Here is a 24,736-nt window from a genome sequence, read left to right on the forward strand (position 1 = left end):
ACGGCCCTGGAACGACGGGAGCAGGCGCCGGCCTGCTCCCGTCGTGGCGAGCGCTACCTCGGAGCCACAACGCACTGACCGGGCGCCTACAGACTGTGCAGCAGGAACAGGATCACCGCAGTCAGTGTCGACTCCAGCGCCATGGCGAAAGCGCGCGTCATTCCGGCCGCCACGCTGCGCAGCAGTGCCCGCCGAACGGGGGAGCGGAGCGCCGGTGCCTTTCGCGAGCTGTCGCGGTGCCGGAAACGGCCCCCGCTGTCGCACCGTTTCACGCTCATGCCGCCGTCCGGTGTGCGCGCCGCGTAGGAAACCCACTTCATAAGCACTCCCCTTCCATCCGTCTGCCATCCGTCCATCGGATAGGTGCTGGTGCCCTCCAGTAGCCGACAGCGGACGTGCCGGCCCCAAGGAGTGCCGGAGAGATTCGGGTAAGCCCTCACGAAACGGCAGGTCAGGGCTTTCCTCCGAAGGTCTCCGAGTCGGAGGACACGGCGTCGGCACCGCCGTACGGCCCGCAGCGGCGGGGACCGGCAGGCCTGCGGGGCCCGCGGGACCTGAACACACGCGTCGGCGCATCCGTACGTGCTGACGGCACCGACCTCGGTGCCGGGCAGGGGCGGGTGGAGGAGGTCCGGCCGTGGAAGCACGGCAAGCGCCGCGGGGAACCGGCTTGCTGGTTCGCGAGCTCATCAGTCTGGAAGCGAAGGCCAGGGAGGTCCGGGCGCGGACGGGGCGGCGTACGACGAGAGCCGCCCTGGCGAAGAAGAGCGGGGTGTCGGAGCAGACCCTCAGCGACTGGTTCAACGGCCGTCACCATCCGCGTGACCTGGACCAGCTGATGAAGGTCGTGCGCGTCCTGGCCGGGTGGGCGGAGCACCCGGCGGTCCCGTACCAGCCCTGGGCCCGGCTCCTGGAGACGGCTTCCCCGCCCCGCACCGCCGCCCTCGCCCACGCCCGTGAAGACGCCGCCCAGGGGCACGGTCCCACGGGCGGGCACGGCGGCCCTACGGGCGGGCGCAGCGCCGTCGACACCCGTGCTCCGGCGCGGCAGAAGGACGGCTCCGGCCCGGTACTGACCGTGCGCGACGCCGACCCGCCCGAGGACGTCTTGGGACGGACGGCCGCCCGGCCGACCCGGCGGACCTTCCTGGCGAACGCGGTCACGGCCACTGCCGCAGCGGGCTTCGGCGTCGCCGGCTGGCAGCTCTTCGGCGCCCCGGACCTCCCGCCGAAGGGGAAACGCTGGGCCTTCCCGGCCGACAGGCCGGTGAGCTCGAACCCTGCGGTGGCACGGGGCGTGGTGTACTTCGGCAGCGACGACCAGCACGTTTACGCCGTCGACGCGCGCACCGGAAAGCCCGTGTGGCCGCAGCCGTTTCCCACGGGAGGCTCGTCACGCTCGTCACCGGCGGTGGCGCGGGGCGTGGTCTATGCCGGCAGCGACGACGGCAAGCTGTACGCCCTCGACGTGACCGACGGAAGAAGGCGGTGGGAGCGGCCCACCGGTGCTCCTCTGGGCTGGTCGTCGCCGGTGCTCGTCGGCGACTCCGTATACGTCGGCATCGGTGACGAGAAGAACGGCCGGAGCCTGCAGCGGATCGACGCGGCGAGCGGCGGACTGCGCTGGCGGCGCCCGCTGGACACTTCCGCTCCCATCTGGGGACCCGCGGTGGCGCGGGGAGTGGTGTACGCCGGTTGCGACGACGGCCATCTCTACATGGTCGACGCCGCCGACGGCAGGCCGCTCCGCCCCTTCCGAGCCGAAGGCGCCGTCTGGCGTCCCACGGTCGCCGACGGAACGGTCTACGTCGGCAGCGACGACGGAAACCTGTATGCGGTCAACCCCGGGCAGCCCAGGGCACGCTGGGCCCACTCCATCGGCGCTCCGGTGGGCTCGACCCCCCTCGTGGTCGGCTCGACGGTGTACGTCGGCAGCGACGACGGCAACGTGTACGCCCTCGCCGTGACCGACGGACAGGAGCGGTGGAGGGCCGACACCGACGGCCAGGTGCGGACACAACCGGCCGCGGCCGAGGGCACGGTGTACATCAGCGGCGTCGACGGCTACTTGTACGCGCTGCGCGCGCGGGACGGAAAACGGCAGTGGAGAGAACGCCTCGGAAACGCTCTCTGGTCGTCGCCGACTGCGGCGGACGGAAGCGTCTACGTAGGCAGCGACGACAACCACCTGTACGCCGTCACCGTCTGAGCCCTCCGGGCCGGCAGCCCTTGAACCAACCCGCCATCAACACGTTCTACGGCGGGGCCATCAGCCATGTGCGGCCACCATAACAGCGCTGGACAGCGGTTTGCCGCCGATTTTACGTTCATTATCGGCCCCCGAAGCAGTTCGGTTGATGTCGTCCAAGGGACGATGGCGAATACCTTGTGCTCCGGGGCGCCTGGCCGAATTTGGAAATGGCTCTCTCGCTTGACGAGATCGTGCGTAAGTGGGCCGAGCGGACGATCGCCTACTACAACAAAGGCCACGGAAGTTACAGCTGGTCGTACGCGACCAATTGGGATCACTCCAAGAGCCCGGAATTAAGCAAGCACGCGGCCAGTGAGCTCAAGAAAATCGGTGAACTGGCGGTCGACTATCACTACCCGAAGCAGGATGTAGGTGACGCCTGGGCGATTCTGGACCACCGGGAGCTCGTCAACAATACGTCCAAGGACCAGACGCAGACCGCCACGTTCCATTCCAAGTACACGGACACCTATTCGTGGAAGGTCGGCGGCGGATTCAAGATCGGCGTCGAGGTGTCGGGCAAACTCGAACTGCCGCTGATCGCCGAAGGCTCGGTCAAGTGGAGCGGTGAGATCAACTTCAGCGCGGAACACACCTCGACCACGTCGCAGGATCGCGAATGGGGGTTCTCCTCCCCCGTGGTGGTCGCCGCGAGGCGGAAGGTGCTCGTCACCCAGTCCGTCAACGAGCGGTCGGTGCGGATACCGTTCACGGCAACGGTCAAGCTCAAGGGCGCCGCTGTCGTGCAGTTCGACCAAGAGGTCCCGCTGGTGAAGAGCGACCCGCACCACCGGATGTGGTTCGTGGACATCGGCGACATCATCAACGATCTGAAGTGGTACAACGAAAATGGGGGATACGGTGCCCCGGTGGATCTTTCGGGGTATGTGGTGACCGCCCCCGACACCATCATCGCCCAAGTGGAGGGCGTGATGACCGGGAAAAGCGGGACCACCGCAAAGATCGAATATGTCGAGAGCGGCATCGGCGAGACCGCGCATGTCGATGCGGGTGGCGGAAGTATCCAGGGTTCCGGCAGTGAGCGTGAATCGTCCTGGTCCCAATACGGGTCACGCACATTCGGGGTCTAGTCCAGGCCCCGGCCTCGACCGCCGGGGTTCGCCACGGTCGGTGATCGCAGTTGCATAGTCTGCGCACTCTGCGATTGCCGTGACGAGTTGAACGCCGGTGAGGTCCCGCAGTGCGGTGCCCGACCTGCGCGTAGACCGCACCGGCGCTCAGCCGTTCGCCCTCGTCCCCGGGCAGTCCAAGTGCGGCGCACAGTCCGGCCGTAGAAGCGGTGACGAGGGCAGAACCCCTGAAACCTGCTTCCCGGCGCAGAACCACAAATCCTGTTCTCATTCCGCGACGATCTCCGTAAAGTTTTCCGCAACGAATTTCGTAACGACTTCCGCGACGTCTCGTCAAGGCATTACTGCCCGAATACTTCGGCCAACAGCCAGTCTTTCGCGCTCCGCTTACACCGGCGTCGGCTGCCCTTGCGTGGCTTTCCGGGCGCATGCGTGGAAGACTGGCAAGCCGGAACACCAAGTGCGGGATGTGAGACGTCCATGACCGGCGCAGCGGGGGACGAGGGGTTGTTGCGGTTCACGGTGTTGGGCCCGGTCGGGGTCCGGCGCGGAGAACGACAGCTCGATGTCGGTTCGCCGCGGCAGCGGGCGTTGCTCGCCGTTCTGCTGCTGAAGGACGGACACGGCACCTCGGCGATGGAGTTGATCCGCGCCCTGTGGGGGGAGAACCCGCCGTCCACCCCGATGGACGCCCTGCGCGAGTATGCGTGCCGACTGCGCGGCATCTTGGGGCCGGATGCCGGTCTGCTGATGAGCGACTCCGACGGCTATGCGTTACGCGTCGCTGAGGGCGCGCTCGACCTGCAACGTGCCGAACGGTTCGCGGCCGAGGCCGGGCAGGCGCGTCGATCGGGCGACCCGGCCCACGCCCGCGACCTGCTGGCCCGGACCCTGGAGCTGTGGACCGATGAGCCGTTGACCGGTGTGCCGGGCCCGTACGGTGCGACCTGGCGCGCCCGCCTGGAAGAGCGTCGCCTCAGCCTGCTGGAGACCCGTCTCGCCCTGGACTTGGAAGCGGGGCAGCACGTGGAGGTGGTGGCGGAACTGACGGCGCTGACAGCTGGGCATCCGCTGCGCGAGCGACTGCGGGAACTTCTGATGCTCGCGCTCTACTGCGGCAACCGGCGGGCCGAGGCGCTGGCCGCCTACGCCGACGCCCGGCGCCTGCTCGCCAGGGAACGGGGCGTCGCCCCCTCACCCGGACTCTCCGAACTGCGCCGACGTATCGCGCGGGCCGACCCCCGCCTGCCCGTCCCCGTAGGGGTGCGCCCGCGCTCTGCGGATGAGGGCGCGGCACGGCGGTACCGACCGGCTCAGCTTCCCCTCCGCACCCTGGATTTCACCGGGCGGTCCGCGCTGGTCGAGGAACTGATCGCGAACCTCGGCGCGGGCAAGGGGAGCGGGGTGGCCATGTGCGCGGTCGAGGGGGTCGGAGGCGTCGGCAAGACCGCCTTGGCGGTGCATGTCGCGCACGCGCTCCGGCCGGTCTTCCCCGACGGACAGCTGTACGTCGACCTCCAGGGCTCCGGACCGCGCCCGGCCGACCCCGAAACCGTACTGGGGGCTTTCCTGCGGGCCCTGGGGGTATCGGACTGCGCCATACCCGAGGAGGTGAGCGAACGCGCCGCGCTCTACCGTTCCGTACTCGACGGCCGCCGCGTCCTGGTCCTGCTGGACAACGCCCGTGACGCCGCCCAGATCCGTCACCTGCTGCCGGGCACGAACGGCTGTGCCGCCCTGATCACCAGCCGCCACCGGCTGACCCACCTGCCGGGGACACATGTAGTGGCCCTGGACATCATGCGACTCCAGGAAGCCCTTGCCCTGTTCACCCGCATCACCGGCGAAGGAGGCGAGGACGCCCGGGACGTGGTCACGGCGTGCGGCTGTCTGCCGCTGGCCGTCCGGATCGCCGCCGCCCGCCTGGTGGCACGCCGCGCCTGGACCGCCGCCGACCTCGTCCGCAAACTGGCCGACGAACACCGTCGGCTGCGGGAGCTCCAGGCCGGAGACCTCGGCATCGAGGCCACCTTCGAACTCGGGTACGGGCAGCTTCCTCCCCGGCAGGCCCGCGCTTTCCGGCTGGTGGCTCTGCCGTGCGGGCCGGACATCTCCCTGGGCGCCGCCGCGGCCGTACTCGGCCTGGGCACCGAAGAAGCCAGGAAGACGCTGGAGTCCCTGGTGGACACCTCGCTGCTGGAATCCCCCGCGCCGGACCGGTACCGCTACCACGACCTCGTACGCCTCTACGCCCGTACTCGTGCCGAACGTGACGAATCACCGGAGCGGCGGGAGGCGGCGCGGTCCCGGCTGCTGGATCACTACCTGGCCACGGCTGCCCGCGTGTACACGATGAACCGGCCCGGAGAACCCCTGCTGGACCACCTGGAGCCCACCCGATATCCGGGCCTGCCCTTCGATGACCGGGAAAGCGCGCTGGAGTGGCTGTACACGGAGGCCGGGAACCTGCTGGCGTGCGCCCGCGGCTCGGCCGGCGGACCCCTGCTGCGCCGCGCGGCGGATCTCTTGCTGGTGACCAAGGACCTGGCCGATTCGGGTACGGGCGCCCGGCAGTACGAGCAGACCATCGCCCGCCTGCTGACGGCCGCCCTGCAAGCACGGGACGTCCACGCCGAGGGGCGGCTGCGCCTGCTCATGATCCATGTCCACGTCATGGCCGGCCGTGTCGCGGAGGCGGACCGGGAGGCGCAGGCCGCCATGGCGCTCAGGCCCCATTGCGCGGACCCCGTCCTGTCCTCCCAGGCCCTCAATGAAAGCGGCATCATCGCGAGCCTGCAGGGCCGTCACGAAGACGCGGAATCCTTTCTGACACAGGCGCTCGCCGCCTTTCGCAGTTACGGAGCCCAGAACAGTGTGGCCAGCGCACTGGCCAACCTCGCTCGCCTCTACCAGGACACCGGCCGCATCGCCGAAGGGGTGAGCCTGGCCGAGCAGTGCCTGGCCCTCTACCGGGAGATCGGCGCGACGACGCGGCTGGCCTTCGGCCACTACGAACTCGGCGTGGCCCTGACACAGGCCGGGCGCCCGGAGGACGCCATACGGCAACTCGAACAAGCCGTACCCATCTACCAGGACAGCAGGCAGTGCCTGTGGGAGGCGATGACGTACTGGCGGATGGCGGAAGCCCAACTCGCCGCGGACCGGCCCGCCCAGGCCGCGGGGCGGGCCGAAGAGGCCCTCGCCATCCTGCAGGGCCCCAGTGGCCAATGGGCCCGCGCCAACGCCCTCACCGTCCTCGGCCACGCCCTCCAGCAGACCGGGCATACGGACCGCGCCCGCGTCTGCTGGCAGAAAGCCCTGCAAACGTACGAGGCACTGGGCTCTCCGCAGGCCCCCGCGGTACGAAGGCTCCTGCCCACGGCCAGACCGACACCGGTGAACAGCGCCAACGCCACGGGCGCCGCGGGCGCGTAAGGCCTCGCCGCTCCGGGGGACCGTGGCTACCGCGGAGCTGCGCACCGACCGGTGAGCGGTCGGTGCGGGCTCGGTCTACCGGTTCGCGGCTTCGCGGGAGGTGATCCGGTTCGTGCGGCCGACCGCGCGGCCCACCGCGTTGCGCACCGCGAGGCCCGGCCGGGTGCGGGGCACCAGGAGTCTGGAGAGCGGGCCGACGCGTCGCTGCCGCGGGCCTACCTCGCGGCGGAGCCGCGACTCGTAGGCGGCGAAGGCGCGGGCGTGGTCACCGGGGTGGGCGGCGAGCTCTTGCGCGAGGGCGTACGCGCCCGCCATCGCCATGCTGGACCCGTCGCCCAGCAGGGCTGTCGCCGCCGCCGCGTCCCCGAGCAGTACGACCCGTCCGCGGGACCACGAGGGCACCCGGAGGGTGGTCAGGGGGTCGAAGAACGGAGCCGGGTGGTCGAGGAACGCCGCCACGAGTTCCGGTGCCCGCCACCGCACGTCGGCGTAGGCGTCGGCCACGGTCTGCTTGTGCAGGGCGATGTTCTTGCGGTCGTGGGGCGCCGCCTGCGCGGCCCGGAAGGTGAAGATCGCGAGCGGAGTGGTCCGCGAGGGGTGGACGACCAGCATCCGGTTCGGCACGGTCAGCATCGTCATCTCGCTCGGGTCCTCGATGGCGTCGGGTTCCAGCGGGACGGTGGCGCCGTACAGGCCCAGGTCGCTCGCGAACTGCCGCTCGGGTCCGAACACCAGGCGCCGTACGGTGGAGTGCATCCCGTCGGCACCGACCACCAAGTCGAAGCGCCGTGGCGCGGATCGCCGGAAGGTGACGTCGACCCCGCCTGCGTCCTGGTCGAGAGCGGTGACCGTGTCGTCGAACAAGAACTCGGCCTCGGTCTGCGCCGACCGGTGGAGCACCTCGGACAGGTCGGCCCGGGTCACCTCGACCGTCGGCGCCTGGTCCGAGGTGAGCGGGAGTTGCAGGATTCGCCTGCCGTCGGGGTCGAGCAGGGTCAGTGACCGGTTGCGGGTGGCGAGCCCGCGGAGCTGCGGGAGGATGCCCATGCGGTCGGCGACCGGGATCGCGGGCCCCTTCACGACGATCGCGCTGCCACCGGAGCGCAGCTGCCGGGCGTGTTCGACGACCGTCGGCCGGTAGCCGTTGCGGGAGAGCCAGTACGCGAGTGCGGGCCCTGCGATTCCGGCACCGACTATCAGTACCTCGGGCTTCTTCATGACGATGACCTCTCGGAGTGTCGATGACCAGGTCCCCGGCGGGTGCCGGGGCCGGGTCTCGGGGCGCGGCGGCACGGGGCAGCGCGATCGGACCAAGGTACGAAAAATTTCGTACCTCAGTGGAGCACATCCTTCAGGTACGATTCAAGTCGTACCTGAAGGGGGTGCCGCGTGACCGCGAAGAACCTGGCCGGCCCGGAGGCCGACGCGCTCGATCTGGGCGCGGTGTTCCGCGCCCTCGCCGACGAGCACCGTCGTTCGGTGATGACGCAGTTGGCCGCCGACCGCAGCGACAGCGAGCGGGGCTGCAACTCCTTCGATCTTCCGGTCTCGAAGCAGACCCAGACCCACCACTTCCGCGTCCTGCGCGAGGCAGGTCTCGTCGACGAGATCGACTACGGCAACCGCAAGGGCATCCGACTACGACGCACGGACATCGAGAAGAGATTCCCCGGGCTGCTCGCCCTCCTGGGAGCAGACCCTCCGGGCGATACCGCTCCTCGCTGAGCACAGGCGAGTACAAGCGTTCGCCCATGACCCCTCGGCTCCGGGATCGTGTGCTTGAACCGTCTTCGCGCAGACAGCGCCTGCTACGGCGAGAGTCGTACGCCGTGCCACCGATGACGTGACCGGGCCGGATGCCGGCCTGCTCGCCCTGCGGGCGAATACTGCAACTCTCGAATACCGACACTCCACCAGTGCAGGATCGCGCGCAGGGCGCTGATCCTGTTCCGTGTGAGCTCGACCTCGACGGCGATCACGCGACGGCGATCAGGCGGCCGTCGGGCGCCACCAGTACCAGATCCGGCCAGTGCACCGCGCAGGCGCCGGCCGCGACGCCGAGCAGCTCGCCGCGCCTCAGTGGGTACCCCGCGGGTACCCACACGCCCGCCAGGAGCTCCGCGACCCGGCCGGACGCCTCGGCGGTGCGCACCTGGCGCCCGGCGGCAAGCCCACCCCCACCGGCAAGGCCGTCATGGAACTCGGGCGCCCGGACCGCGGCGCCTGCCTACCCGCAGGGCGGATGAGAATGCCGCGGCACCTGCCTGCCCGTCGGCCCCGGACCGGGCGCCGCGGGTGCTCGGCGTCGACGAGTTCGCCTTCCGCCGTGGCCGCCGCTGATCGTGGACTGCGCCCGGCGACACCACGAGGAAAACAACCACCTGGTCGAGATCGGCTACCCGATCAGCGAAATCGCCCGCCGCCTCGGCATCGACCGCAAGACCGTCCGCCGCTACCGCGACACCGGCTTCGACGTGCCCCTCGCCTGCGCCCGCGACCGCCGGAACGTGCTCCTGGACGAGTTCAAGCCCTCCCTGCACGCCGCGTGCGCACGCGGCGTGGCGGCACGGCCGTCCCGGCGCCGGCTTCCGCCCCCAGCCCGCGCACCATCAGCGGGTGGATCATGCGCCCGCGCGTCACACGGATAGGAAAGGACGTCACGTTGCAGGCAAACTGCGGCCGGCACGTCGCAGCGGCGGTCCCAGGACATCTTCGACCTCGGCGGCCACCGTATCCAGCAGCTCCTGGCCGAACAGACACACCGACGACTCCCAGGGGTGCCCGAAGCTGCCAAGCCGGAAGTCCTCCGAGAGATAGATGTAGTAATCGCCGTCGGGGTAGGGGCTCAGCGGCCATGGTTCCTGTCCATGCCCGCCGACGCGATGCGGAGCAAAGGAGTAGGAGACGTGCTGCCAGTCGAGCGCGAACAGCCTGGCCTCCGGCTCGACGCACGCAGTCAGCCCCTGCTCGACAACCGCGACAAAGCGGTCCAGACGCGTATAGCTTGCATCCTCGTCCAGTGACGCCAGACTCCATGTGACGGAGTCAGCCGGCTCCTTGATCGCAGGCCACTTGGCCCAGTTCACGCTCGGACTGAATGCGAACTCCGCGTAGAAGCGGTCCCAGACGCTTCGGTACTCGGTTTCCGGCAGCTCGGTTACAGGCTCGCTCGTCATTCGCGCAGACTATCGAGTTGGCCCGGCGTGCTCCCTTCGACGCGTACCCGTCACGAGATCGCTGACAGAACCTCGTGTATCGGCTCGCTTTGCGGCGAAGTCCCCAGAAGTGGCATGAGCTCCAAGCGACGAAATCGCTTCAGGACGGTGCGGCTGGGCCTGGGCGAGAACGACGCGCTGGTGGCTGTCGAGCACAAGCGCGGCACGGATGCGGGCGTGGTCAACCAGGGCCAGTTCCACCTGGCGTGGCTGATGGATCACTGCGCCGAGTTCGGGCATCTGGTCCGCGCGTGCCCGGGGGCGGCAGCCGCCTCCCGGCTGCGGGGTATCGGCCCGGCCGCCGATCACAGCCGGACCAGCATCTTCCCGGTATTGCGCCCGTCCATCATCCCCAAAAACGCCTCCACCGCCCGGCCGATCCCGTCCTCGACCGTCTCGTGGAACGTGAGCCGCCCGGCGGCCAGCCAGCGGCCCGCCTCGCGTTCGAACCGTGGGCGCAGCGCGGCGTGGTCGCCGATTTCGAAGCCGCGCAACGTGAGGCGCTTCTTGACCAGTTCGGTCATGTTGCGTGGGCCTCGCGGGGGTCTGGTCGCGTTGTATTCGGAGACGGCTCCGCACAGTGCCGCGCGGCCGTCCTGGTTCAGCAGGTCGATGGCGGCTTCCAGATGCTCGCCCCCGACGTTGTCGAAGTAGACGTCGATGCCGCCGGGCGCCACCCGTGCGAGTTGCCCGCGTATGTCGCCGTCCTTGTAGTCGAAGGCGGCGGTGAAGCCGAGTGTTCCGGTCAGGTACGCGACCTTCTCCGGTGACCCGGCGCTGCCGTACACCGCTTTGGCCCCGCGCAGCCGGGCGATCTGGCCCGCCAGGCTGCCCACCGCGCCGGCCGCGCCGGAGACGAACACGGTCTCGCCCGTCCGCAGTCCGGCGATCTCGGTGAGGCCGACGTACGCGCTGAGTCCCGGCATGCCGAGCACCCCGAGGAAAGCGGAGTCCGGGACGCCCGCGATCCGTTCCCGGCGGGTGAAGCGTGCGGCGGATGCGACGGCGGCCGTGCGCCAGCCGAGGTCGCTGAGGACCAGGTCACCCGGAGCGAGGCGGGCCGATCGCGACTCCACCACCTCGCCGATCGCGCCGCCGTTCATCGGACGGCCCAGTTGGTAGGCCAGGGAGCCGGAGTGGTCCGTGCCCATCAGGGCCCGCATGTAGGGGTCCACCGAGAGGAAACGATTGCGCACCAGTACTTCGCCCTCGGCGGGCGGCGGCAGCTCCCGCTCGACCAGCCGGAAGTCCCCGGGCGCCGGCCGCCCGACAGGCCGCGCGGCCAGTTGCCATTCCTGCGCGGTGGTGCGCATCTGTCGTCCCCCTCGACGGACCGTGTGCTGTCGGCGCTTCCACTGCCTCAGGCGGACACCGGCTGTGGCGTACCGCGCTTGGCGCCCTCTTCGAGTACGAGGGTGAGCAGGCCGGGGAAGCGGCGTTCCAGTTCCTGCGCGCGCAGCGAGTTGACCCGGCGGGTGCCTTCGTCCCGCTGGCTGATGACGCCGGCCTCGCGCAGCACCCGCAGGTGGCGACTGAGGGCGGACTTGGCGATGGGCAGGTCGAAGGTGCCGCAGGGCACCGCCGACTCGGTGGCGAGCGTGAGCACGATGCTCAGCCGGACCGGGTCGGTCAGCGCGCTCATGACGGCGAACAGGTCGAAGTCCCGCTCGTCGGGATGGAGCAGGGGCGAGGACGTACGGCTGGCCATGCCCTCAGTATCCCTCACCGTCCTCACCCGTGTCCGGCATCGCATCATGTTCACTTGAACGCGAACATGGGTTACGGTCATGACCACGCTCGACCGAGCGCCCACCGTGTGTCCGGTGAAAGGAATCCGCCATGCCCGCCTCCACCTCCGCCGCCCCGATCGGCGTCGGCGTCATCGGCCTCAGCGCCTCCGGCGGCTGGGCCGCCCGCGCCCACCTGCCCGCGCTCGCCGCCGTGCCGGGCTATGAGCTGCGCGCCCTGTCCGCCAGTACGCCGCGGTCGGCGCGGGCCGCGGGGGAGAAGTACGGCGTGCCGCTGGCCTTCGGCAGCGCCGGGGAGCTCGTACGGCGTGACGAGGTGGACCTCGTGGTCGTCTCGGTGAAGGTGCCGGACCACCGCGAACTGGTCCTGGCCGCCCTCGAAGCCGGGAAGACGGTGCTCAGCGAATGGCCGCTGGGCAACGGCCTCGCGCAGACCGAGGAACTGGCCGCCGTCGCCGAGGCCCGGGGCGTCCGTACCTTCGTCGGGCTCCAGGCCCGCTCCGCGCCGCCGGTCCGCTACGTACGCGATCTGATAGCCGACGGATACGTGGGGGAGGTCCTGTCCACCAGCCTGATCGCCTCGGGCCGCCGCTGGGGAGCGGAGGTCGAGCCGGGTGGCGGCTATCTGCTCGACCGCGGCAACGGCGCCTCCCTCCTCACCATCCCCTTCGGTCACACCGTGGACGCCGTGACCATGGCCCTCGGCGAGTTCGCCGACCTCGACGCCACCATGGCGACCCGCCGCCCGCGGGTGCGCGACACGGTGACGGGGGAGTCGGTGCGGATGGACGTGCCGGACCAGATCGCCGTCGGCGGTGTGCTCGAAAGCGGCGCGGTGGCCTCGATCCACTTCCGCGGCGGCCTGTCCCGCGCCACGAACTTCCACTGGGAGATCAACGGAACCGCCGGCGATCTGCTGATCACCGGCGCTTCGGGTCACCTGCAGTTCGGGCAGGTCACCGTGCACGGAGCGCGCGGCGCGGACACGGCGCTCGCGGAACTGCCGGTCCCCGCCGCGTACGCGACGCTGCCCGCGCTCGCCGGGCGCACCACGGAGGACGCGTACACCGTGGCTCACGCCTACGAGCAGATCCGGGCCGACCTCGTCGCCGGCACCCACCACGCCCCGGACTTCGCCCACGCCGTACGCCGCCACCGCCTGCTCGACCGCATCGAGCGAGCCGCCGCCTTCTGAGCGGGCCGCGGCCGGTGTCCCGCCGCCTTCCGGCCGGGGTGTGGCCTGTGCGCCGCCCTCCGACCGGGCCCGGCCTGCGGGGCGCAGGATTTTCCGTCCGGCAGCGTGCGTCAGCGGCTCTCCAGCGTCCACCACTGGCCCGGGCGGTCCCGGTCCTCCCACTGCTGGACGTTGGCCCCCGGCTCCGTGCTGTCGTCGGCGACTTCCAGCAGCAGGCCGCTGGCGTAGTTGGTCAGGGTGAACGTGCCGGGCGCGTCCACGTCCTGCTCCAGGAGCCATTCCTGCGCGCCGTAGTTGTTGGCCTTCCACTGCTGGACGTTGGCGCCGTTCTCGGTGGAGGCGCCGGTGACGTCCAGGCGCTTGCCGCTGCCCACGTTGGTCAGGTGCCGCAGTCCGCTGCCGGGGTGGACCTCGGTGACCTGCCACAGCTGCGCCGGTGAACCGTCCTCCTCGCCCTGCCGCACGTTCGCCCCGCTGCCCTTGCGGCCGTCCTCGACCTCCAGCAGCAGGCCGCTGCTCACATTGCGCAGTGCGTACGCCCCCTCGCCGACCGCCGCGAGACCCTCGGCACCACTCACGTCCGCCCCATTTCCCGTTGTCGCGGCCCATCGCCGTCGAGTCGCTCAAGTGTACGAAGACGGGTGTGGCGGCCGCGCTTTCCGTGCCGGGAGGCGGTGTGCGAGACGGTCCGGACCATGATCGACGAGCCTGTCGGGGGGACCGCTCGAAAATGGTCATGGTGCAGCCCCTGCGTTGACTGGCCCGGAGCCAATATACTCGGCAGGGCTTCGGAGGCCCGTCCCGGCGTGGACGGGCTCCGGCCGAGGCTGCCTGGGTTGGGTGGTGCGGGGGATCGCCCTACTCGGGTTCAGCCGCTGCCCGGCCGCTCCTCCCGGCCCGCGTGAGCGGGTGGTGGGGGGAAGGGAGGAGCGGCGGGCGAACGGCGCCGGGTCTGGGGTGCTTGGCGCCGTTCACACCGCTTGTGCGGAGGGGTTCTGGAGAAGCCGCTGACCGGCCTGGCGCCGCGCCGTTCCGACCGCGGCCGCGGCCGCGCGGGCACGCCGGGTGTGCGGCGATGGAATTCGGTTGCGCCGGGAGCGGCGAGCCGGGTGATGATACGTCCACGAACGCGCGTTCGCCGTCGTGAGCAGCGGTCCTCGGTAGGGGAGTTGCCGCCGAACGTGGCCGGGCGCGCGGCGCACACGTGACGGGCGAGGGCGTGACGGGGGGAGACGTTGCGTCGGGGACGGGGGAGCGGCCGGATGGTCACGGCGCAGTCGGCCCGATGGCGCGGGCCGGCGGTGCTCAGGGCCCTGCTGTTGGCCGCCTTCGCCTTCAACACCGCGGAGAACCTGCCGATCGGCCTCCTGGAACTCATCTCCGAGGGGCTGCGGGTGCCCGTACCGGCGGTCGGCTACCTGGTCACCGGTTACGGCGTGACGGTCGCCGTGGCGTCCCTGCCGCTGACCCACCTCACACGGACCGTGCCCCGGCGCCACCTGCTCACCGGACTCCTGGCCGCGCTCGCCGTGTCCAGCCTGGTCGCGGCGTCGGCCACTTCCTACTGGCTGCTGCTCGCGGCGCGCCTGCTGACCGCGCTCGCGCAGGCGCTGTTCTGGGCCGTGCTGGGGCCGGTCGCGGTGGGTCTGTTCCCGCCCGGAGTCCGCGGGCGCGTGGTCGGTGCCCTGTCCGTCGCCGGTTCGCTCGCACTCGTGCTCGGTGTTCCCGCCGGGACCTGGCTGGGCCGGCACAGCGGCTGGCCGGTGCCGCTCGCGGTACTGGCCGGTCCGGCGCTCGTCTCCCTCGTCACCGTCGCCGTCCTGCTGCCGACCGCACGTCCCGAAGAGGGGCACGCCGCCTACGGAACCGGCCCCGACGCCCGCCTCTTCGGGACCGTGCTGGCCGCCGGGACCCTGTCCGCCACCGGGGCGTTCGCGGCATACACCTACATCGTGAAGTTCCTCGGCGACGTGAGCGGGTTCTCCCCGGACGCGGTCAGCGCCCTGCTCCTGACGTTCGGTGTCGCGTGTCTGGCCGGGGTGGGCGTCGCCGGGGTGCTGCTGGACCGCTTTCCGCACGCCACGCTGATCGCGGCCGTCGCCACGCAGACGGTGGGCGTGCTCGGGCTGTACGCGGCCGGCACCGATCCCGTGGCGGCGGTGGCGTTCCTGGTCCTGACGGGAAGCGCGCTCGGGCCGGTGTTCATGGCCACCCAGCACGCGATGCTGCGGTGTGCGCCGGGCCGCACGGACATCGCTCTCGCGGCCAACTCCGGTGCCTACAACGCCGGTATCGCGGCGGGCGCGGCCCTCGGCGGACTGGTCCTGCCGCTCGCGGGTGTACGGGGCGTCTTCCTCATGGGCGGGCTGCTGACCGCCGGCGCCTGTGCGGTGCTGCTGGGCGAGCGGGCTGCTCCGTACCGTCAGACGCCGAGCACGTCGGCACCGGGCGCGCGGCTTGCCGCCACGCACGCCGCGCCTTCGAGGCGGAGGAGCTGTTCCTTGCGCGGCAGGCCGCCGGCGTAGCCGGTGAGGGTGCCGTTCGCGCCGATGATCCGGTGGCAGGGGCGGACGACCAGCAGCGGGTTCCGGCCGATGGCCGTGCCGACCGCGCGGACCGCGGCGCGCGATGCGCCGATGCGGGCGGCGATGTCGCCGTAGGTGGACGTCTCGCCGTACGGGACGGCCTCCAGGGCCTGCCAGACGCGCTGCTGGAAGGGGGTGCCGCCGGGCACGTACTCGATGGCGAAGCGGGTGCGCCGGCCTTCGAAGTACGCGGTGAGCTGGGCGGCGATCTCCGTGAAGGCCGCCGGGTCGTGGACCCACGCCTCCCGGACCGCGGCGCCGCCCTTCTGGTCCGGTACGGACAGGGAGGCCAGCGCGGTGCCGCCCGGCGCGGTTGCGGACGGTTCGCCCACCAGCAGCAGGTCGCCCAGCGGGCTGGCGAGCGTCGTGTGGACTGTCGTGGCCGACATCATCCGGCCCCTTTCTCTGTTTCTCCGTGCTCTCGTGCCGTTCACCGGCTCGTCCGTCACCTCTACCGTGCTCGCGCGGGCAGGCGACGGCTGGCGGGATTCGGACGTCGCATTCCCGCCGGTGACAGCGGCGCCGAGGGCACGCGGGGCGCCCGGCGTGCCGGACGGTGCCGGCGGCCGGACGCGGCGGGCACCACCGGACCCGGTGTGCCGCGCGGCGGGCCCCGCAGCGTACCCCGGCCCGGGCGGCGTCGGCCCGCGCGCGCCTGCCCGTCGCCCGTTTCCCCTGCTCGCGGGCGCCATGACCGGCCCCGTTCCTGGGCAGGATCAGCACAGCGAACCCCGGCCGGCCGGGTGGCGGTGTGGCGGGGGAGCGGGGGCGCGACCGGACGGGGCCGGTCGGGGGCTCCGGCGCACCCGTTACGATCGGCGGCATCGTGGCCGTCGCCGGGAGGAAGAGATGGGCCTGTTCCGCCGTGGACCGAAGCGGGATCCGCGCGAGACCCCGCGCGACGGGGAGTTCGCCTTCTTCTCCGCGCGCGAGGGCGGTGTCTTCCGGTCACAGGTCCGGCAGGCGTTCGCCGAACGGGGCCTGGAGGTCACGGTGTACGCGGGCGTGGTCGCCGACTCCGGCGGGCGGCAGTTCGGGCTGGGCAACCTCGCCGCGGTCTGCCACCGCGACCGGCGCGGCGAACGCGTCTGGCCCGCGATGATCCGCGACCACGTCGGCAAGGTGCTGCGCACGATGGACGGGCCGCAGCCGTTGGAGACCCTCTCGGAGGACGAGATCCGGGCCCGGCTGTTCCCGCGGGTGGTCGCCGAGGAGACGCTGCCGCCCGCGGACTCCTTCCGGTACGGGCACACACCGGCCCCCGGCCTGCGCGAGGTGCTGGCCCTGGATCTGCCCGAGGCCGTACAGATGCTCAGCGAGGACTCGCTGACGGACCTGGGCGAGGTGGCCGAGCTGCGCATCAGGGCGCTGAACAACCTGCGCGCGCTGCCGGTCGAGGGGCACGAGACGGTACGGCGCGGTGACGGCTCGGCGTTCGAGGTGGTGCTCGGCGACTCGTTCTTCACCGCCAGCAGGGTGCTGGTCCTGGAGGACCTGGTGCAGCGGGTCATGGGGACGCCGCTGACCGCGGACGGCGCGCTGGTCGCGCTGCCCTTCCGCCACCAGCTGGCCTTCCACCCCATCCACGACGCGCAGGTCGTACCGGCGCTCCAGGCCATGGCGCAGTTCGCCGCGGCGGGGCACGAGGACGCGGCGGGGGCGATCAGCCCGAACGTGTTCTGGTGGCGGCGCGGCGGGATGACCCGGCTCAGCGAGCCGGACGGGGACGGGCTCCGGGTGGTCGTGGACGTCGATTTCCAGGACATGCTGGAGCGGCTGGTGGACGACGAGGCCTGAGCCCGGTGTGCGCACGCACGGGTCCGGCCCGGTCGTGCACGGGTCCGGTCCGGTCAAGCGCAGGCCCGGCCCGGTCGTGCACGGGCCGGTACGGAAACTTCCCGCGAAATTCGTGCCGGAGGGGAACTCCTGCCCGCTTCAATCGTTGAACACGGTGAGGCCCCGCGTCATCCCCCGTGCGCGGGGCCTCACCAGCTCCGTGCCCGCCGCGGCCCCCAGGCCCGAGGGCCCCGCTCAGTCGCCGAGCCGCGCCCGCTCCTCGTCGCTGAACAGCCGCGAGCGGATGAGGAAGCGCACGCCCTCGGGCGCTTCGAGGGAGAAGCCCCCGCCCCGCCCCGGCACGACGTCCACGGTCAGATGGGTGTGCCGCCATCGGGCGAACTGGTCCGCCGCCATCCAGAAGTCCACCGCCTCGGCGACGCCGGGCACGGACAGCTGCCCGAGCAGCACGTCCGACGCGCCCGTACGGAACTCGCCCGCCGGGTAGCACATCGGGGAACTGCCGTCGCAGCACCCGCCCGACTGGTGGAACATCAGCGGTCCGTGCGCCGCGCGCAGCCGGTGGATCAGCTCCTCGGCCGCCGGGGTCAGGTCGATGCGCCCGGTGGTGTGCTCCGGGGTCCCGGCGCTCATGGCGCCCACCGCAAGGGCCGTGGTGCGTGGGGCCTGCATCGGTCCATGTGCCACTCCTTCGCCGTCCGTCCGGATCAGGTGCGGTGAAACTCCCGGTGCGCGCCGGGGAGATGGCCGGCCGTCGCCGCGGTGCCGACGCTCTTCGCAGTGTAGTGGGCGGGCCTCGGGCTGTCCGTGAGGGTGCCCGGGGCCCGCCCACCTCCGGTACGCCCGCCCTCCCCGTACACGCCCCCGCATCGGCTCAGTGGACGGAGAAGCCGCCGTCGACGAAGAGCGACTGCCCGGTGATGTAGGCCGAGGCGCGGCTCGCCAGGAAGACCGCGGCGCCCGCGAAGTCCCCGGGGAGGCCGTTGCGCCCGGTCAGGGTGCGGTCGGCCAGGGCCGCCACCTTCTCCGGGTCGGACGACAGGCGGGTGTTGAGCGCCGTCATGACGAAGCCCGGCACCAGCGTGTTGCAGGTGACGCCGTACGGTGACCAGGCCTCGGCCTGGGAGCGGGCCAGTGACTCCAGGGCGCCCTTGGACACGCCGTACGCGCCGCTCTGCACGAACGCCCGGTGCGCCTGCTGGGACGTGATGTGGATGATCCGCCCGAAGCCCCGTTCGGCCATGCCGGGCCCGAACCGCTGCCCCAGCACGAACGGCGCCTCCAGGTTGACCGCCATCGTGGTGTCCCACACCGCGTCGTCCAGCTCGCTCATCGGCGGACGCAGGTTGACCCCGGCGGAGTTGACGAGGATGTCGGGCTCGCCGAATATCCCGGCCGCCCGGTCGGCCGCCGCGCGGACGGCCTCACGGGTGCCGAGCTCGGCGCTCACCCAGGCCGCGCGGCAGCCGTCGGCCGTCAGCTCGTCGACCGTGGCGACGAGTTCGGCCTCTTTGCGCGCCACGATGACGACACTCGCGCCGGAGCGGGCGAGGGCGCCGGCGATGGAACGGCCGATCCCGGAGCTGCCGCCGGTCACCACGGCGACCGTCCCGTCCAGTGCGAAGAGTTCGGAAACATAGCTGTGCGAGGTCATTGCCGCACCTTAGACGGCAGATCGGGGCCCGACGACACCGGCCCGGCGGCCCTGGCGGGGGAGATCAGCGCGTCGGCCGCACCGGCTCCACCAGGGCGGCCAGGCCGTCCAGGACGCGTTCGAGGCCGAAGGCGAAGGCGTGCTCCGGGGCGTACGCGCCGCGGTGTGCCTCGCCGGCGGCGGTACCGATCCGGGCCGCGCGCGGATACCGGCCCGGGTCGAAGACGGTGGCCAGTACGGGGGAGGCGGCGGCCCACCACTGCTCGTCGGTCAGGGCGCTGTCCCGGGCGGCGGCGTGGGTCCGTGCCTCCGTGCGGACGGCGGACTCCACGAAGCCGAGCAGGAACGTGAGCGCCGCGTCCGTCGTCACGTCGTCCAGGCCGAGGCCGTCGAAGGCGGCCAGTTCGTGTTCGTACTTGGCCATCGCCCCGGGGCCGAGCGGCGGGCGGGAGGCCGGACGGGCCGCGGCCCACGGGTGGCGCCGGTACAGTTCGCGGTTCTCCCGTGCGACCGCCGTAAGCCGCGCCCGCCACGGCGCGTCGGCGTACGCGGCGCGCGGCATCCGCAAGTAGGCGGTGTCCAGCATCAGATCGAGCAGTTCGGCCTTGCCCGGCACATACGTGTAGAGGGTCATCGGGGTGACTCCGAGCCGCTCCGCCACGCGGCGCATGGTCAGTCCGTCGAGCCCGCCGTCGTCGGCGAGGCCGGTCGCGGCCCGTACGACGGCGCCGATGCTCAGCGCCTGCTTAGGGCCGCGCCGGTGCGGCCCGCCGGCGCCCGGGGCCCGCCACAGCAGGCGCAGGGCGCGGGCCGGGTCGGCGCGGTGTTCCGTGGTCATCCGTCCGCCTCGGGTCGGGGTGGTGGACGGCGGCCGGGTGCGCTCCGCCGCCGTTATCTCCGTACGCTGTATAGAGTACGCCGTACGCGGAAAGTGTGGGAGAGTACGGCGACGCGACGGGGGTCCGGGGCCACGGCCCGCCCTCTGCTGCCCGGCCGAACGAGGCACCACCGCCCGGCCGACGTACCGCCGTACCAGAGGAGAAGGAACCGACATGCCCGCTGCTCCCTCCAGCCCCCAGCCGGCCGCCGCGGACCTGCACCACGTCATCGAGGTGCGTGGCGCGCGGGAGAACAACCTGACCGACGTGTCGCTGGACCTGCCCAAGCGGCGGCTCACCGTCTTCACCGGGGTCTCCGGATCGGGCAAGTCCTCACTCGTCTTCGGGACCATCGCCGCCGAGGCACAGCGGCTGATCAACGAGACGTACACCGCGTTCGTCCAGTCGTTCATGCCGAGCCTGGGCCGCCCGGACGTGGACGCGCTGCGCAACCTGAGCGCCGCGATCATCGTCGACCAGGAGCGGATGGGCGCCAACTCCCGTTCCACCGTGGGCACCGCCACCGACGCGTACACCATGCTGCGCATCGTCTTCAGCCGGCTGGGCACCCCGCACATCGGCACCTCCAGCGCCTTCAGCTTCAACAGCGCCGAGGGCATGTGCCCCGAGTGCGAAGGCCTCGGCCAGGTGTCGGCCATCGACATCGACCAGCTCGTGGACCGCGAACTCTCCGTGGAAGAAGGCGCCGTCACGGTGCCCAACTTCACCGTCGGCTCCTGGTACTGGCAGGTCATGATGGGCTCCGGCTTCTTCCCGCCGGACAAGAAGCTCAAGGACTTCACCGAGCGGGAGTGGGCGGACTTCCTCCACAAGCCTGCGACCAAGGTGAAGGCCGCCAACCTCAACACCACGTACGAAGGCCTCGTCACCAAGGTCCAGCGGCTGTTCCTGGCGAAGGACCGCGACGCGATGCAGCCGCACATCCGGGCCTTCGTCGACCGGGCCGTGGCCTTCACCGAATGCGGCGTCTGCGACGGCGCCCGGCTGAGCGCCGCGGCGCTCTCCTCCACCATCGACGGCGTCAACATCGCGCGGTGTTCGGCCATGCAGATCAGCGACCTCGCCGCGTTCCTGCGCCGGATCGACGACCCGTCCGTGGCGCCGCTGCTCGCCAACCTGCGGCACCTGCTCGACTCCCTCGTCGAGATCGGCCTCGGCTACCTGAGCCTGGACCGCCCGGCCGGCACCCTCTCCGGTGGCGAGGCGCAGCGCGTGAAGATGGTGCGGCACCTCGGCTCCAGCCTCAGCGACGTCACCTATGTCTTCGACGAGCCCACCGTCGGACTGCACCCGCACGACATCCAGCGGATGAACGACCTGCTGCTGCGCCTGCGGGACAAGGGCAACACGGTGCTCGTCGTCGAGCACAAGCCGGAGACGATCGCGATCGCCGACCACGTCGTCGACCTGGGGCCGGGCGCCGGCACGGACGGCGGGCGGATCTGTTACGACGGGGACGTGGCCGGGCTGCGCGCCTCCGGGACGCTGACCGGGCGCTACCTGGGGCACCGGGCGCGGCTGCGCGAGACGGTGCGCCCGCCCCGCGGCACCCTGGCGATCAAGGGCGCGGACCGGCACAACCTGCGCGACGTGGACGTGGAGATACCTCTGGGTGTGCTGACCGTCGTCACCGGCGTCGCCGGCTCCGGCAAGAGCTCGCTGATCCACGGGTACGTCGCCGGGCGCGAGGGCGTCGCCGTCGCCGACCAGTCGCCGATCCGCGGCTCGCGCCGCTCCAACCCGGCCACCTACACCGGTCTGCTCAATCCGATCCGTACCGCCTTCGCCAAGGCCAACGGCGTCAAGGCGGCCCTGTTCAGCGCCAATTCGGAGGGGGCCTGCCCGCACTGCAACGGCATCGGGCTGGTCTACACCGACCTGGCGATGATGGCGGGGGTGGCGTCGGTGTGCGAGGAGTGCGAGGGCAAGCGGTTCACGCCGAAGGTGCTCACGTACAAGCTGCGCGGCAAGGACATCAGCGAGGTGCTGGCGATGTCCGTGTCGCAGGCGCACGCCTTCTTCCCGACCGGGCAGGCGCACGCGCTCCTCGGGCGGCTCAACGACGTGGGGCTGGGGTATCTGCGGCTCGGCCAGCCGCTCAACACCCTCTCCGGCGGCGAGCGGCAGCGCATCAAGCTGGCCATCCACATGACCGAGAAGGCGACGACGTACGTCCTGGACGAGCCCACCACCGGACTGCACATGGCCGACGTCGATCAGTTGCTCGCCCTGCTCGACCGGCTGGTGGACGGCGGCAACTCGGTGATCGTCATCGAACACCACCAGGCGGTGATGGCCCACGCGGACTGGATCGTGGACCTCGGACCCGGGGCCGGGCACGACGGCGGGCAGGTCGTCTTCACGGGCACCCCCGCCGACCTGGTCGCCGGTGGTGACACGCGCACGGCCCGGCATCTGCGGGACTACGTCGGGCACACCGGGCCGGTGGGGCGCTGACGGGTGAAAGCGCCGCGGACCTGCCCCTCGCTCACCAGGCGAGGGGCAGTGCCTCCAGGCTGAACTGCCGCGTCTGCGAGACCCGGAAGCAGATCTCGTCCGGCGGCACCGCGAGCCGCAGCCCCGGGAACCGCCCCAGCAGCGCCGGGTAGGCGGCGGCCATCTCCATCTTGACCAGCGGAGCGGCGACGCAGTGGTGGATGCCGTGCCCGAAGGCCATGTGCGGGCCGGCCTCCCGGGTGATGTCGAAACGATCCGGCACGTCCCCGGCCTGCGCGCGGTTGACGGCGAACAAGGAGCAGGCGACCCGCTCACCCGCTTCGATCACCTGGTCTCCGATGGCCACGTCCTCCAGGGCGGTACGGGGCGCCACGGTGTGGATGACGGTCACGTAGCGCAGCAGTTCCTCCACGGCCCGGTCGATCAGCTCCGGCCGCTCCCGGAGCAGCGCGAGCTGGCCGGGGTGCTCCAGCAGCACCAGGGTGCCCAGCCCCAGCATGCTGGAGACCTGCAGGAACCCGTCCGATACGAAGGTCGCGCCGAGGCCGGCCAGCTCCTCGTCGGTGATGTCCGCGCCGTGCCCCCGCACCACCGCGCCGAACAGGCCGTCGCCGGGCTCGCGGCGCTGCCGCTTCGCGAGCTCGACCATGTACGCCCAGTACGCCTTTCCGACGGCCGTCCGCTGTTCCGGGGTGCCCGCGTCGTTCTGGGAGATGTCCAGGTAGCGCGCCAGTTCCGTCCGGTCGTCCCGGGGAATGCCCAGCAGCTCGCAGGTGATCAGCCCCGCCATCGGCCAGGCGAAGTGCCGCATGAAGTCGGCCGGCTGCCCGACGCGTTCCACGGCGCCCAGGCACTCCGCCACGACCTCGTGGACACGCGCCTCCAGCCGCCGCGTGCGCCGCGCGGTGAACTCCGGGGCCACCATCTTGCGCAGCCGGGTGTGGTCGGGCGGGTCGCAGGTCAGCAGGTTCCCCGGCAGGTTCGGGGGCCCGGCCCCGTCCTCCCCGGCGTCGGGCAGCGCCGAGCTGAACCGTTTCAGGTCGCCCAGCACCTCCCGCACTTCGGCTTCACCGGTGGCGACCCACTTCACTCGTCCGAAGGGCCCGAAGTCGACGTGGGCCGCCGTCAGCGGCGACTCGGCCGTCTGCCGCAGCAATCCGGGTACCGGATCGAAACGGTCCCGGCGGACGTGTACGGGTATCTCCTCGGGCCGGGTCATCCTGACATCCCTTCTCCGTCGTCGACCGCCGCGGAGCCGGGCGACCACGCATCTCGAAGACGGCGCCGGCCACGGAAGAGGGGTGGCCGGTGACCGACGCCGGGTCCGGCCGGTCCGCACGGTGTTCCCGGCAGCCAAAGGAACAGCCGGGCTCGGTCGGCGCAGCGCATTCCGCCGCCGCGCTATGCGGCACCGCAGGTGTCCCCACCGCGGAAATCCGAGTCGGCACGGACCGATTGCCTTCACTGTGCGGTCACCGAAATGCGGGGGCAACCGCAACCAGTTGGACGGGGCCGCGGCCCTCGGGACCGGCAGGACTGTGCCGGTTACGCCAGGTCGCGTACTACGGGCGGGAGGTCCGGTCGGTAACCGGGATCGGCGTGGGCGCGGCGGTTGCGGCGGGCTCGCAGGCGCATGGCGCCCAGGACCAGGGCTCGTACGGGCGCGGAGGGGCGGCGGGCGCCGACGGCGTGGCGCAGCGGCTCGTCCAGGAACACGTCGGCGGCGGTGCGGACGACCGGGCCCAGCGCGGGCGGGAAGAAGCGGCGGATGAGCATTCCGCGGGTGGCGGCCCACAGTTCCGCCGACGCGGGTGTGGCGGCGAACTGCCGCTGTTCGTAGCGGTCGGTCCAGTCGGCGAACGCGTCCCACGTCGCCGGGACTTCGCGGATGCCCATCCGGTCGGCCAGGCCGAGGTAGAACGCGTGCGACGCGGCCTTCTCCGCCCCGGTGGTGGCGCGCCACGCGTACCTGTCGCACCAGCGCATCGGCGCGACGTCGAAGCAGGACAGGACGTAGCGGAAGGCGTCGTCGCCGATCTGCCAGCGGGAGTGGACGCGATTCAGGGCGACGATGGTTTCGGCGCCCCGCGGGCTGTCCAGCCCGGCGGCGAACAGCTGGTGCATCATCAGCCCGGTGGTCTTGGCGCGGACCTCCGCCCGCCCGGTCATCTTGCCGGTGGACGCCAGGAGCCCGGCGATCTCGGGGACGGCGAAGGTCCGGTAGAAGCCGATGTTGAGCCCGAACGCGAGGTCCTCGCTCAACTCGTGCCGGACCAGGTGCCGGTAGACGGCCTCGGCCCGTTCCAGCGGCATGGCCACGCCGTCGTACGAGGAGAGCGACGCGTGGTACGGCACGTCCGCGGCCTCGCCCCTCGCGTCGTCCTCCACCTCCCGGGAACTCCCCTCCGA

Annotated in this window: 22 protein-coding genes; 9 read left to right on the forward strand and 13 right to left on the reverse strand. The window is 71.6% G+C overall.

Annotated features, from left to right (window positions below):
* Positions 1 to 86 precede the first annotated feature (86 nt).
* Positions 87 to 320, reverse strand: coding sequence for a hypothetical protein (locus ACFV57_RS13955; RefSeq protein WP_385230224.1), 234 nt, complete (start codon positions 318 to 320; stop codon positions 87 to 89).
* A 350-nt stretch (positions 321 to 670) separates the two neighbouring features.
* Here ACFV57_RS13955 and ACFV57_RS13960 point away from each other — a divergent pair, with 350 nt between their 5' ends.
* The 3 genes from ACFV57_RS13960 to ACFV57_RS13970 all read left to right on the forward strand — a co-directional run bounded on the left by ACFV57_RS13960 (position 671) and on the right by ACFV57_RS13970 (position 6,777).
* Positions 671 to 2,209, forward strand: a complete 1,539-nt coding sequence (locus ACFV57_RS13960) for a PQQ-binding-like beta-propeller repeat protein (RefSeq protein WP_385230227.1) — start codon at positions 671 to 673, stop codon at positions 2,207 to 2,209.
* A gap of 209 nt (positions 2,210 to 2,418) precedes the next feature.
* Complete coding sequence (locus tag ACFV57_RS13965) at positions 2,419 to 3,342, forward strand: ETX/MTX2 family pore-forming toxin (protein ID WP_385230230.1); 924 nt, start codon at positions 2,419 to 2,421, stop codon at positions 3,340 to 3,342.
* A 480-nt stretch (positions 3,343 to 3,822) separates the two neighbouring features.
* Positions 3,823 to 6,777, forward strand: a complete 2,955-nt coding sequence (locus tag ACFV57_RS13970; protein ID WP_385230233.1) for a BTAD domain-containing putative transcriptional regulator — start codon at positions 3,823 to 3,825, stop codon at positions 6,775 to 6,777.
* 75 nt (positions 6,778 to 6,852) lie between these two features.
* On the opposite strand, the gene ACFV57_RS13975 is transcribed toward ACFV57_RS13970, so the two are convergent.
* Positions 6,853 to 7,995, reverse strand: coding sequence for an FAD-dependent monooxygenase (locus ACFV57_RS13975; protein WP_385230236.1), 1,143 nt, complete (start codon positions 7,993 to 7,995; stop codon positions 6,853 to 6,855).
* Positions 7,996 to 8,166: 171 nt separating this feature from the next.
* Between ACFV57_RS13975 and ACFV57_RS13980 the strand changes: the two genes are divergently transcribed.
* The gene (locus ACFV57_RS13980; RefSeq protein ID WP_385230239.1) at positions 8,167 to 8,502 is read left to right on the forward strand and encodes an ArsR/SmtB family transcription factor; all 336 of its coding nucleotides are present in this window, start codon (positions 8,167 to 8,169) and stop codon (positions 8,500 to 8,502) included.
* Between the two features lie 250 nt (positions 8,503 to 8,752).
* Here ACFV57_RS13980 and ACFV57_RS13985 read toward each other — a convergent pair whose 3' ends face one another.
* Positions 8,753 to 8,929 (reverse strand): hypothetical protein, encoded by a 177-nt coding sequence (locus tag ACFV57_RS13985; protein ID WP_385230242.1) that lies wholly within the window; start codon positions 8,927 to 8,929, stop codon positions 8,753 to 8,755.
* A gap of 190 nt (positions 8,930 to 9,119) precedes the next feature.
* On the opposite strand from ACFV57_RS13985, the gene ACFV57_RS13990 reads away from it, so the two are divergent.
* Complete coding sequence (locus ACFV57_RS13990) at positions 9,120 to 9,425, forward strand: helix-turn-helix domain-containing protein (RefSeq protein ID WP_385230245.1); 306 nt, start codon at positions 9,120 to 9,122, stop codon at positions 9,423 to 9,425.
* 9 nt (positions 9,426 to 9,434) lie between these two features.
* On the opposite strand, the gene ACFV57_RS13995 is transcribed toward ACFV57_RS13990, so the two are convergent.
* From ACFV57_RS13995 to ACFV57_RS14005, 3 genes are all read right to left on the reverse strand, one after another.
* Positions 9,435 to 9,953, reverse strand: coding sequence for a DUF2716 domain-containing protein (locus tag ACFV57_RS13995; RefSeq protein ID WP_385230248.1), 519 nt, complete (start codon positions 9,951 to 9,953; stop codon positions 9,435 to 9,437).
* 344 nt (positions 9,954 to 10,297) lie between these two features.
* A complete protein-coding gene (locus ACFV57_RS14000) occupies positions 10,298 to 11,305 on the reverse strand; it encodes an NADP-dependent oxidoreductase (RefSeq protein ID WP_385230251.1) in 1,008 nt (335 codons plus the stop codon).
* A gap of 47 nt (positions 11,306 to 11,352) precedes the next feature.
* Positions 11,353 to 11,700 (reverse strand): ArsR/SmtB family transcription factor, encoded by a 348-nt coding sequence (locus ACFV57_RS14005; RefSeq protein ID WP_385230254.1) that lies wholly within the window; start codon positions 11,698 to 11,700, stop codon positions 11,353 to 11,355.
* A gap of 131 nt (positions 11,701 to 11,831) precedes the next feature.
* Between ACFV57_RS14005 and ACFV57_RS14010 the strand changes: the two genes are divergently transcribed.
* On the forward strand, positions 11,832 to 12,935 hold the full coding sequence (locus ACFV57_RS14010) for a Gfo/Idh/MocA family protein (protein ID WP_385230257.1): 1,104 nt from the start codon (positions 11,832 to 11,834) through the stop codon (positions 12,933 to 12,935).
* A gap of 110 nt (positions 12,936 to 13,045) precedes the next feature.
* Here the strand turns inward: ACFV57_RS14010 and ACFV57_RS14015 are convergent, their stop codons facing one another.
* Positions 13,046 to 13,513, reverse strand: a complete 468-nt coding sequence (locus ACFV57_RS14015) for an RICIN domain-containing protein (RefSeq protein WP_385230260.1) — start codon at positions 13,511 to 13,513, stop codon at positions 13,046 to 13,048.
* A 684-nt stretch (positions 13,514 to 14,197) separates the two neighbouring features.
* Here ACFV57_RS14015 and ACFV57_RS14020 point away from each other — a divergent pair.
* Positions 14,198 to 15,460 (forward strand): MFS transporter, encoded by a 1,263-nt coding sequence (locus ACFV57_RS14020; protein ID WP_385230263.1) that lies wholly within the window; start codon positions 14,198 to 14,200, stop codon positions 15,458 to 15,460.
* On the opposite strand, the gene ACFV57_RS14025 is transcribed toward ACFV57_RS14020, so the two are convergent.
* Entirely contained in the window at positions 15,358 to 15,909 is a 552-nt protein-coding gene (locus ACFV57_RS14025; protein ID WP_385230266.1) for a methylated-DNA--[protein]-cysteine S-methyltransferase, read from the reverse strand. The two genes, ACFV57_RS14020 and ACFV57_RS14025, sit on opposite strands and share 103 nt — an antisense overlap.
* 460 nt (positions 15,910 to 16,369) lie before the next feature.
* On the opposite strand from ACFV57_RS14025, the gene ACFV57_RS14030 reads away from it, so the two are divergent.
* On the forward strand, positions 16,370 to 17,317 hold the full coding sequence (locus ACFV57_RS14030) for a hypothetical protein (RefSeq protein ID WP_385230269.1): 948 nt from the start codon (positions 16,370 to 16,372) through the stop codon (positions 17,315 to 17,317).
* 234 nt (positions 17,318 to 17,551) lie between these two features.
* Here ACFV57_RS14030 and ACFV57_RS14035 read toward each other — a convergent pair whose 3' ends face one another.
* The 3 genes from ACFV57_RS14035 to ACFV57_RS14045 all read right to left on the reverse strand — a co-directional run bounded on the left by ACFV57_RS14035 (position 17,552) and on the right by ACFV57_RS14045 (position 19,809).
* On the reverse strand, positions 17,552 to 17,950 hold the full coding sequence (locus ACFV57_RS14035) for a DUF779 domain-containing protein (RefSeq protein ID WP_385230272.1): 399 nt from the start codon (positions 17,948 to 17,950) through the stop codon (positions 17,552 to 17,554).
* A 241-nt stretch (positions 17,951 to 18,191) separates the two neighbouring features.
* Positions 18,192 to 18,971: an SDR family NAD(P)-dependent oxidoreductase gene (locus tag ACFV57_RS14040; protein ID WP_385230275.1), complete on the reverse strand. Its 780-nt coding sequence runs from the start codon at positions 18,969 to 18,971 to the stop codon at positions 18,192 to 18,194.
* 64 nt (positions 18,972 to 19,035) lie between these two features.
* Entirely contained in the window at positions 19,036 to 19,809 is a 774-nt protein-coding gene (locus ACFV57_RS14045) for a TetR/AcrR family transcriptional regulator (RefSeq protein ID WP_385230278.1), read from the reverse strand.
* Positions 19,810 to 20,023: 214 nt separating this feature from the next.
* Here ACFV57_RS14045 and ACFV57_RS14050 point away from each other — a divergent pair, with 214 nt between their 5' ends.
* The gene (locus ACFV57_RS14050; protein ID WP_385230281.1) at positions 20,024 to 22,327 is read left to right on the forward strand and encodes an ATP-binding cassette domain-containing protein; all 2,304 of its coding nucleotides are present in this window, start codon (positions 20,024 to 20,026) and stop codon (positions 22,325 to 22,327) included.
* Positions 22,328 to 22,358: 31 nt separating this feature from the next.
* Here the strand turns inward: ACFV57_RS14050 and ACFV57_RS14055 are convergent, their stop codons facing one another.
* Positions 22,359 to 23,546, reverse strand: coding sequence for a cytochrome P450 (locus ACFV57_RS14055; RefSeq protein WP_385230284.1), 1,188 nt, complete (start codon positions 23,544 to 23,546; stop codon positions 22,359 to 22,361).
* Between the two features lie 326 nt (positions 23,547 to 23,872).
* Positions 23,873 to 24,715 carry an oxygenase MpaB family protein gene (locus tag ACFV57_RS14060; RefSeq protein WP_385230287.1) on the reverse strand — a complete coding sequence of 281 codons (843 nt, stop codon included), beginning with the start codon at positions 24,713 to 24,715 and terminating at the stop codon, positions 23,873 to 23,875.
* Positions 24,716 to 24,736: the final 21 nt, after the last annotated feature.

Source organism: Streptomyces sp. NPDC059788 (assembly GCF_042732265.1).
In the GTDB taxonomy this organism is placed as follows: domain Bacteria; phylum Actinomycetota; class Actinomycetes; order Streptomycetales; family Streptomycetaceae; genus Streptomyces.

Excerpts from the sequence above, each read along its gene's own strand:
- ACFV57_RS14045 (WP_385230278.1), bottom strand. The coding sequence starts at position 19,809 with ATGACCACGGAACACCGCGCCGACCCGGCCCGCGCCCTGCGCCTGCTG.
- ACFV57_RS14005 (WP_385230254.1), bottom strand. The coding sequence starts at position 11,700 with ATGGCCAGCCGTACGTCCTCGCCCCTGCTCCATCCCGACGAGCGGGAC.
- ACFV57_RS14025 (WP_385230266.1), bottom strand. The coding sequence starts at position 15,909 with ATGTCGGCCACGACAGTCCACACGACGCTCGCCAGCCCGCTGGGCGAC.
- ACFV57_RS14020 (WP_385230263.1), top strand. The coding sequence starts at position 14,198 with ATGGTCACGGCGCAGTCGGCCCGATGGCGCGGGCCGGCGGTGCTCAGG.
- ACFV57_RS13965 (WP_385230230.1), top strand. The coding sequence starts at position 2,419 with ATGGCTCTCTCGCTTGACGAGATCGTGCGTAAGTGGGCCGAGCGGACG.
- ACFV57_RS14030 (WP_385230269.1), top strand. The coding sequence starts at position 16,370 with ATGGGCCTGTTCCGCCGTGGACCGAAGCGGGATCCGCGCGAGACCCCG.
- ACFV57_RS14050 (WP_385230281.1), top strand. The coding sequence starts at position 20,024 with ATGCCCGCTGCTCCCTCCAGCCCCCAGCCGGCCGCCGCGGACCTGCAC.
- ACFV57_RS14010 (WP_385230257.1), top strand. The coding sequence starts at position 11,832 with ATGCCCGCCTCCACCTCCGCCGCCCCGATCGGCGTCGGCGTCATCGGC.
- ACFV57_RS14035 (WP_385230272.1), bottom strand. The coding sequence starts at position 17,950 with ATGAGCGCCGGGACCCCGGAGCACACCACCGGGCGCATCGACCTGACC.
- ACFV57_RS14055 (WP_385230284.1), bottom strand. The coding sequence starts at position 23,546 with ATGACCCGGCCCGAGGAGATACCCGTACACGTCCGCCGGGACCGTTTC.
- ACFV57_RS13955 (WP_385230224.1), bottom strand. The coding sequence starts at position 320 with ATGAAGTGGGTTTCCTACGCGGCGCGCACACCGGACGGCGGCATGAGC.
- ACFV57_RS13995 (WP_385230248.1), bottom strand. The coding sequence starts at position 9,953 with ATGACGAGCGAGCCTGTAACCGAGCTGCCGGAAACCGAGTACCGAAGC.
- ACFV57_RS14040 (WP_385230275.1), bottom strand. The coding sequence starts at position 18,971 with ATGACCTCGCACAGCTATGTTTCCGAACTCTTCGCACTGGACGGGACG.
- ACFV57_RS13975 (WP_385230236.1), bottom strand. The coding sequence starts at position 7,995 with ATGAAGAAGCCCGAGGTACTGATAGTCGGTGCCGGAATCGCAGGGCCC.
- ACFV57_RS14000 (WP_385230251.1), bottom strand. The coding sequence starts at position 11,305 with ATGCGCACCACCGCGCAGGAATGGCAACTGGCCGCGCGGCCTGTCGGG.
- ACFV57_RS13970 (WP_385230233.1), top strand. The coding sequence starts at position 3,823 with ATGACCGGCGCAGCGGGGGACGAGGGGTTGTTGCGGTTCACGGTGTTG.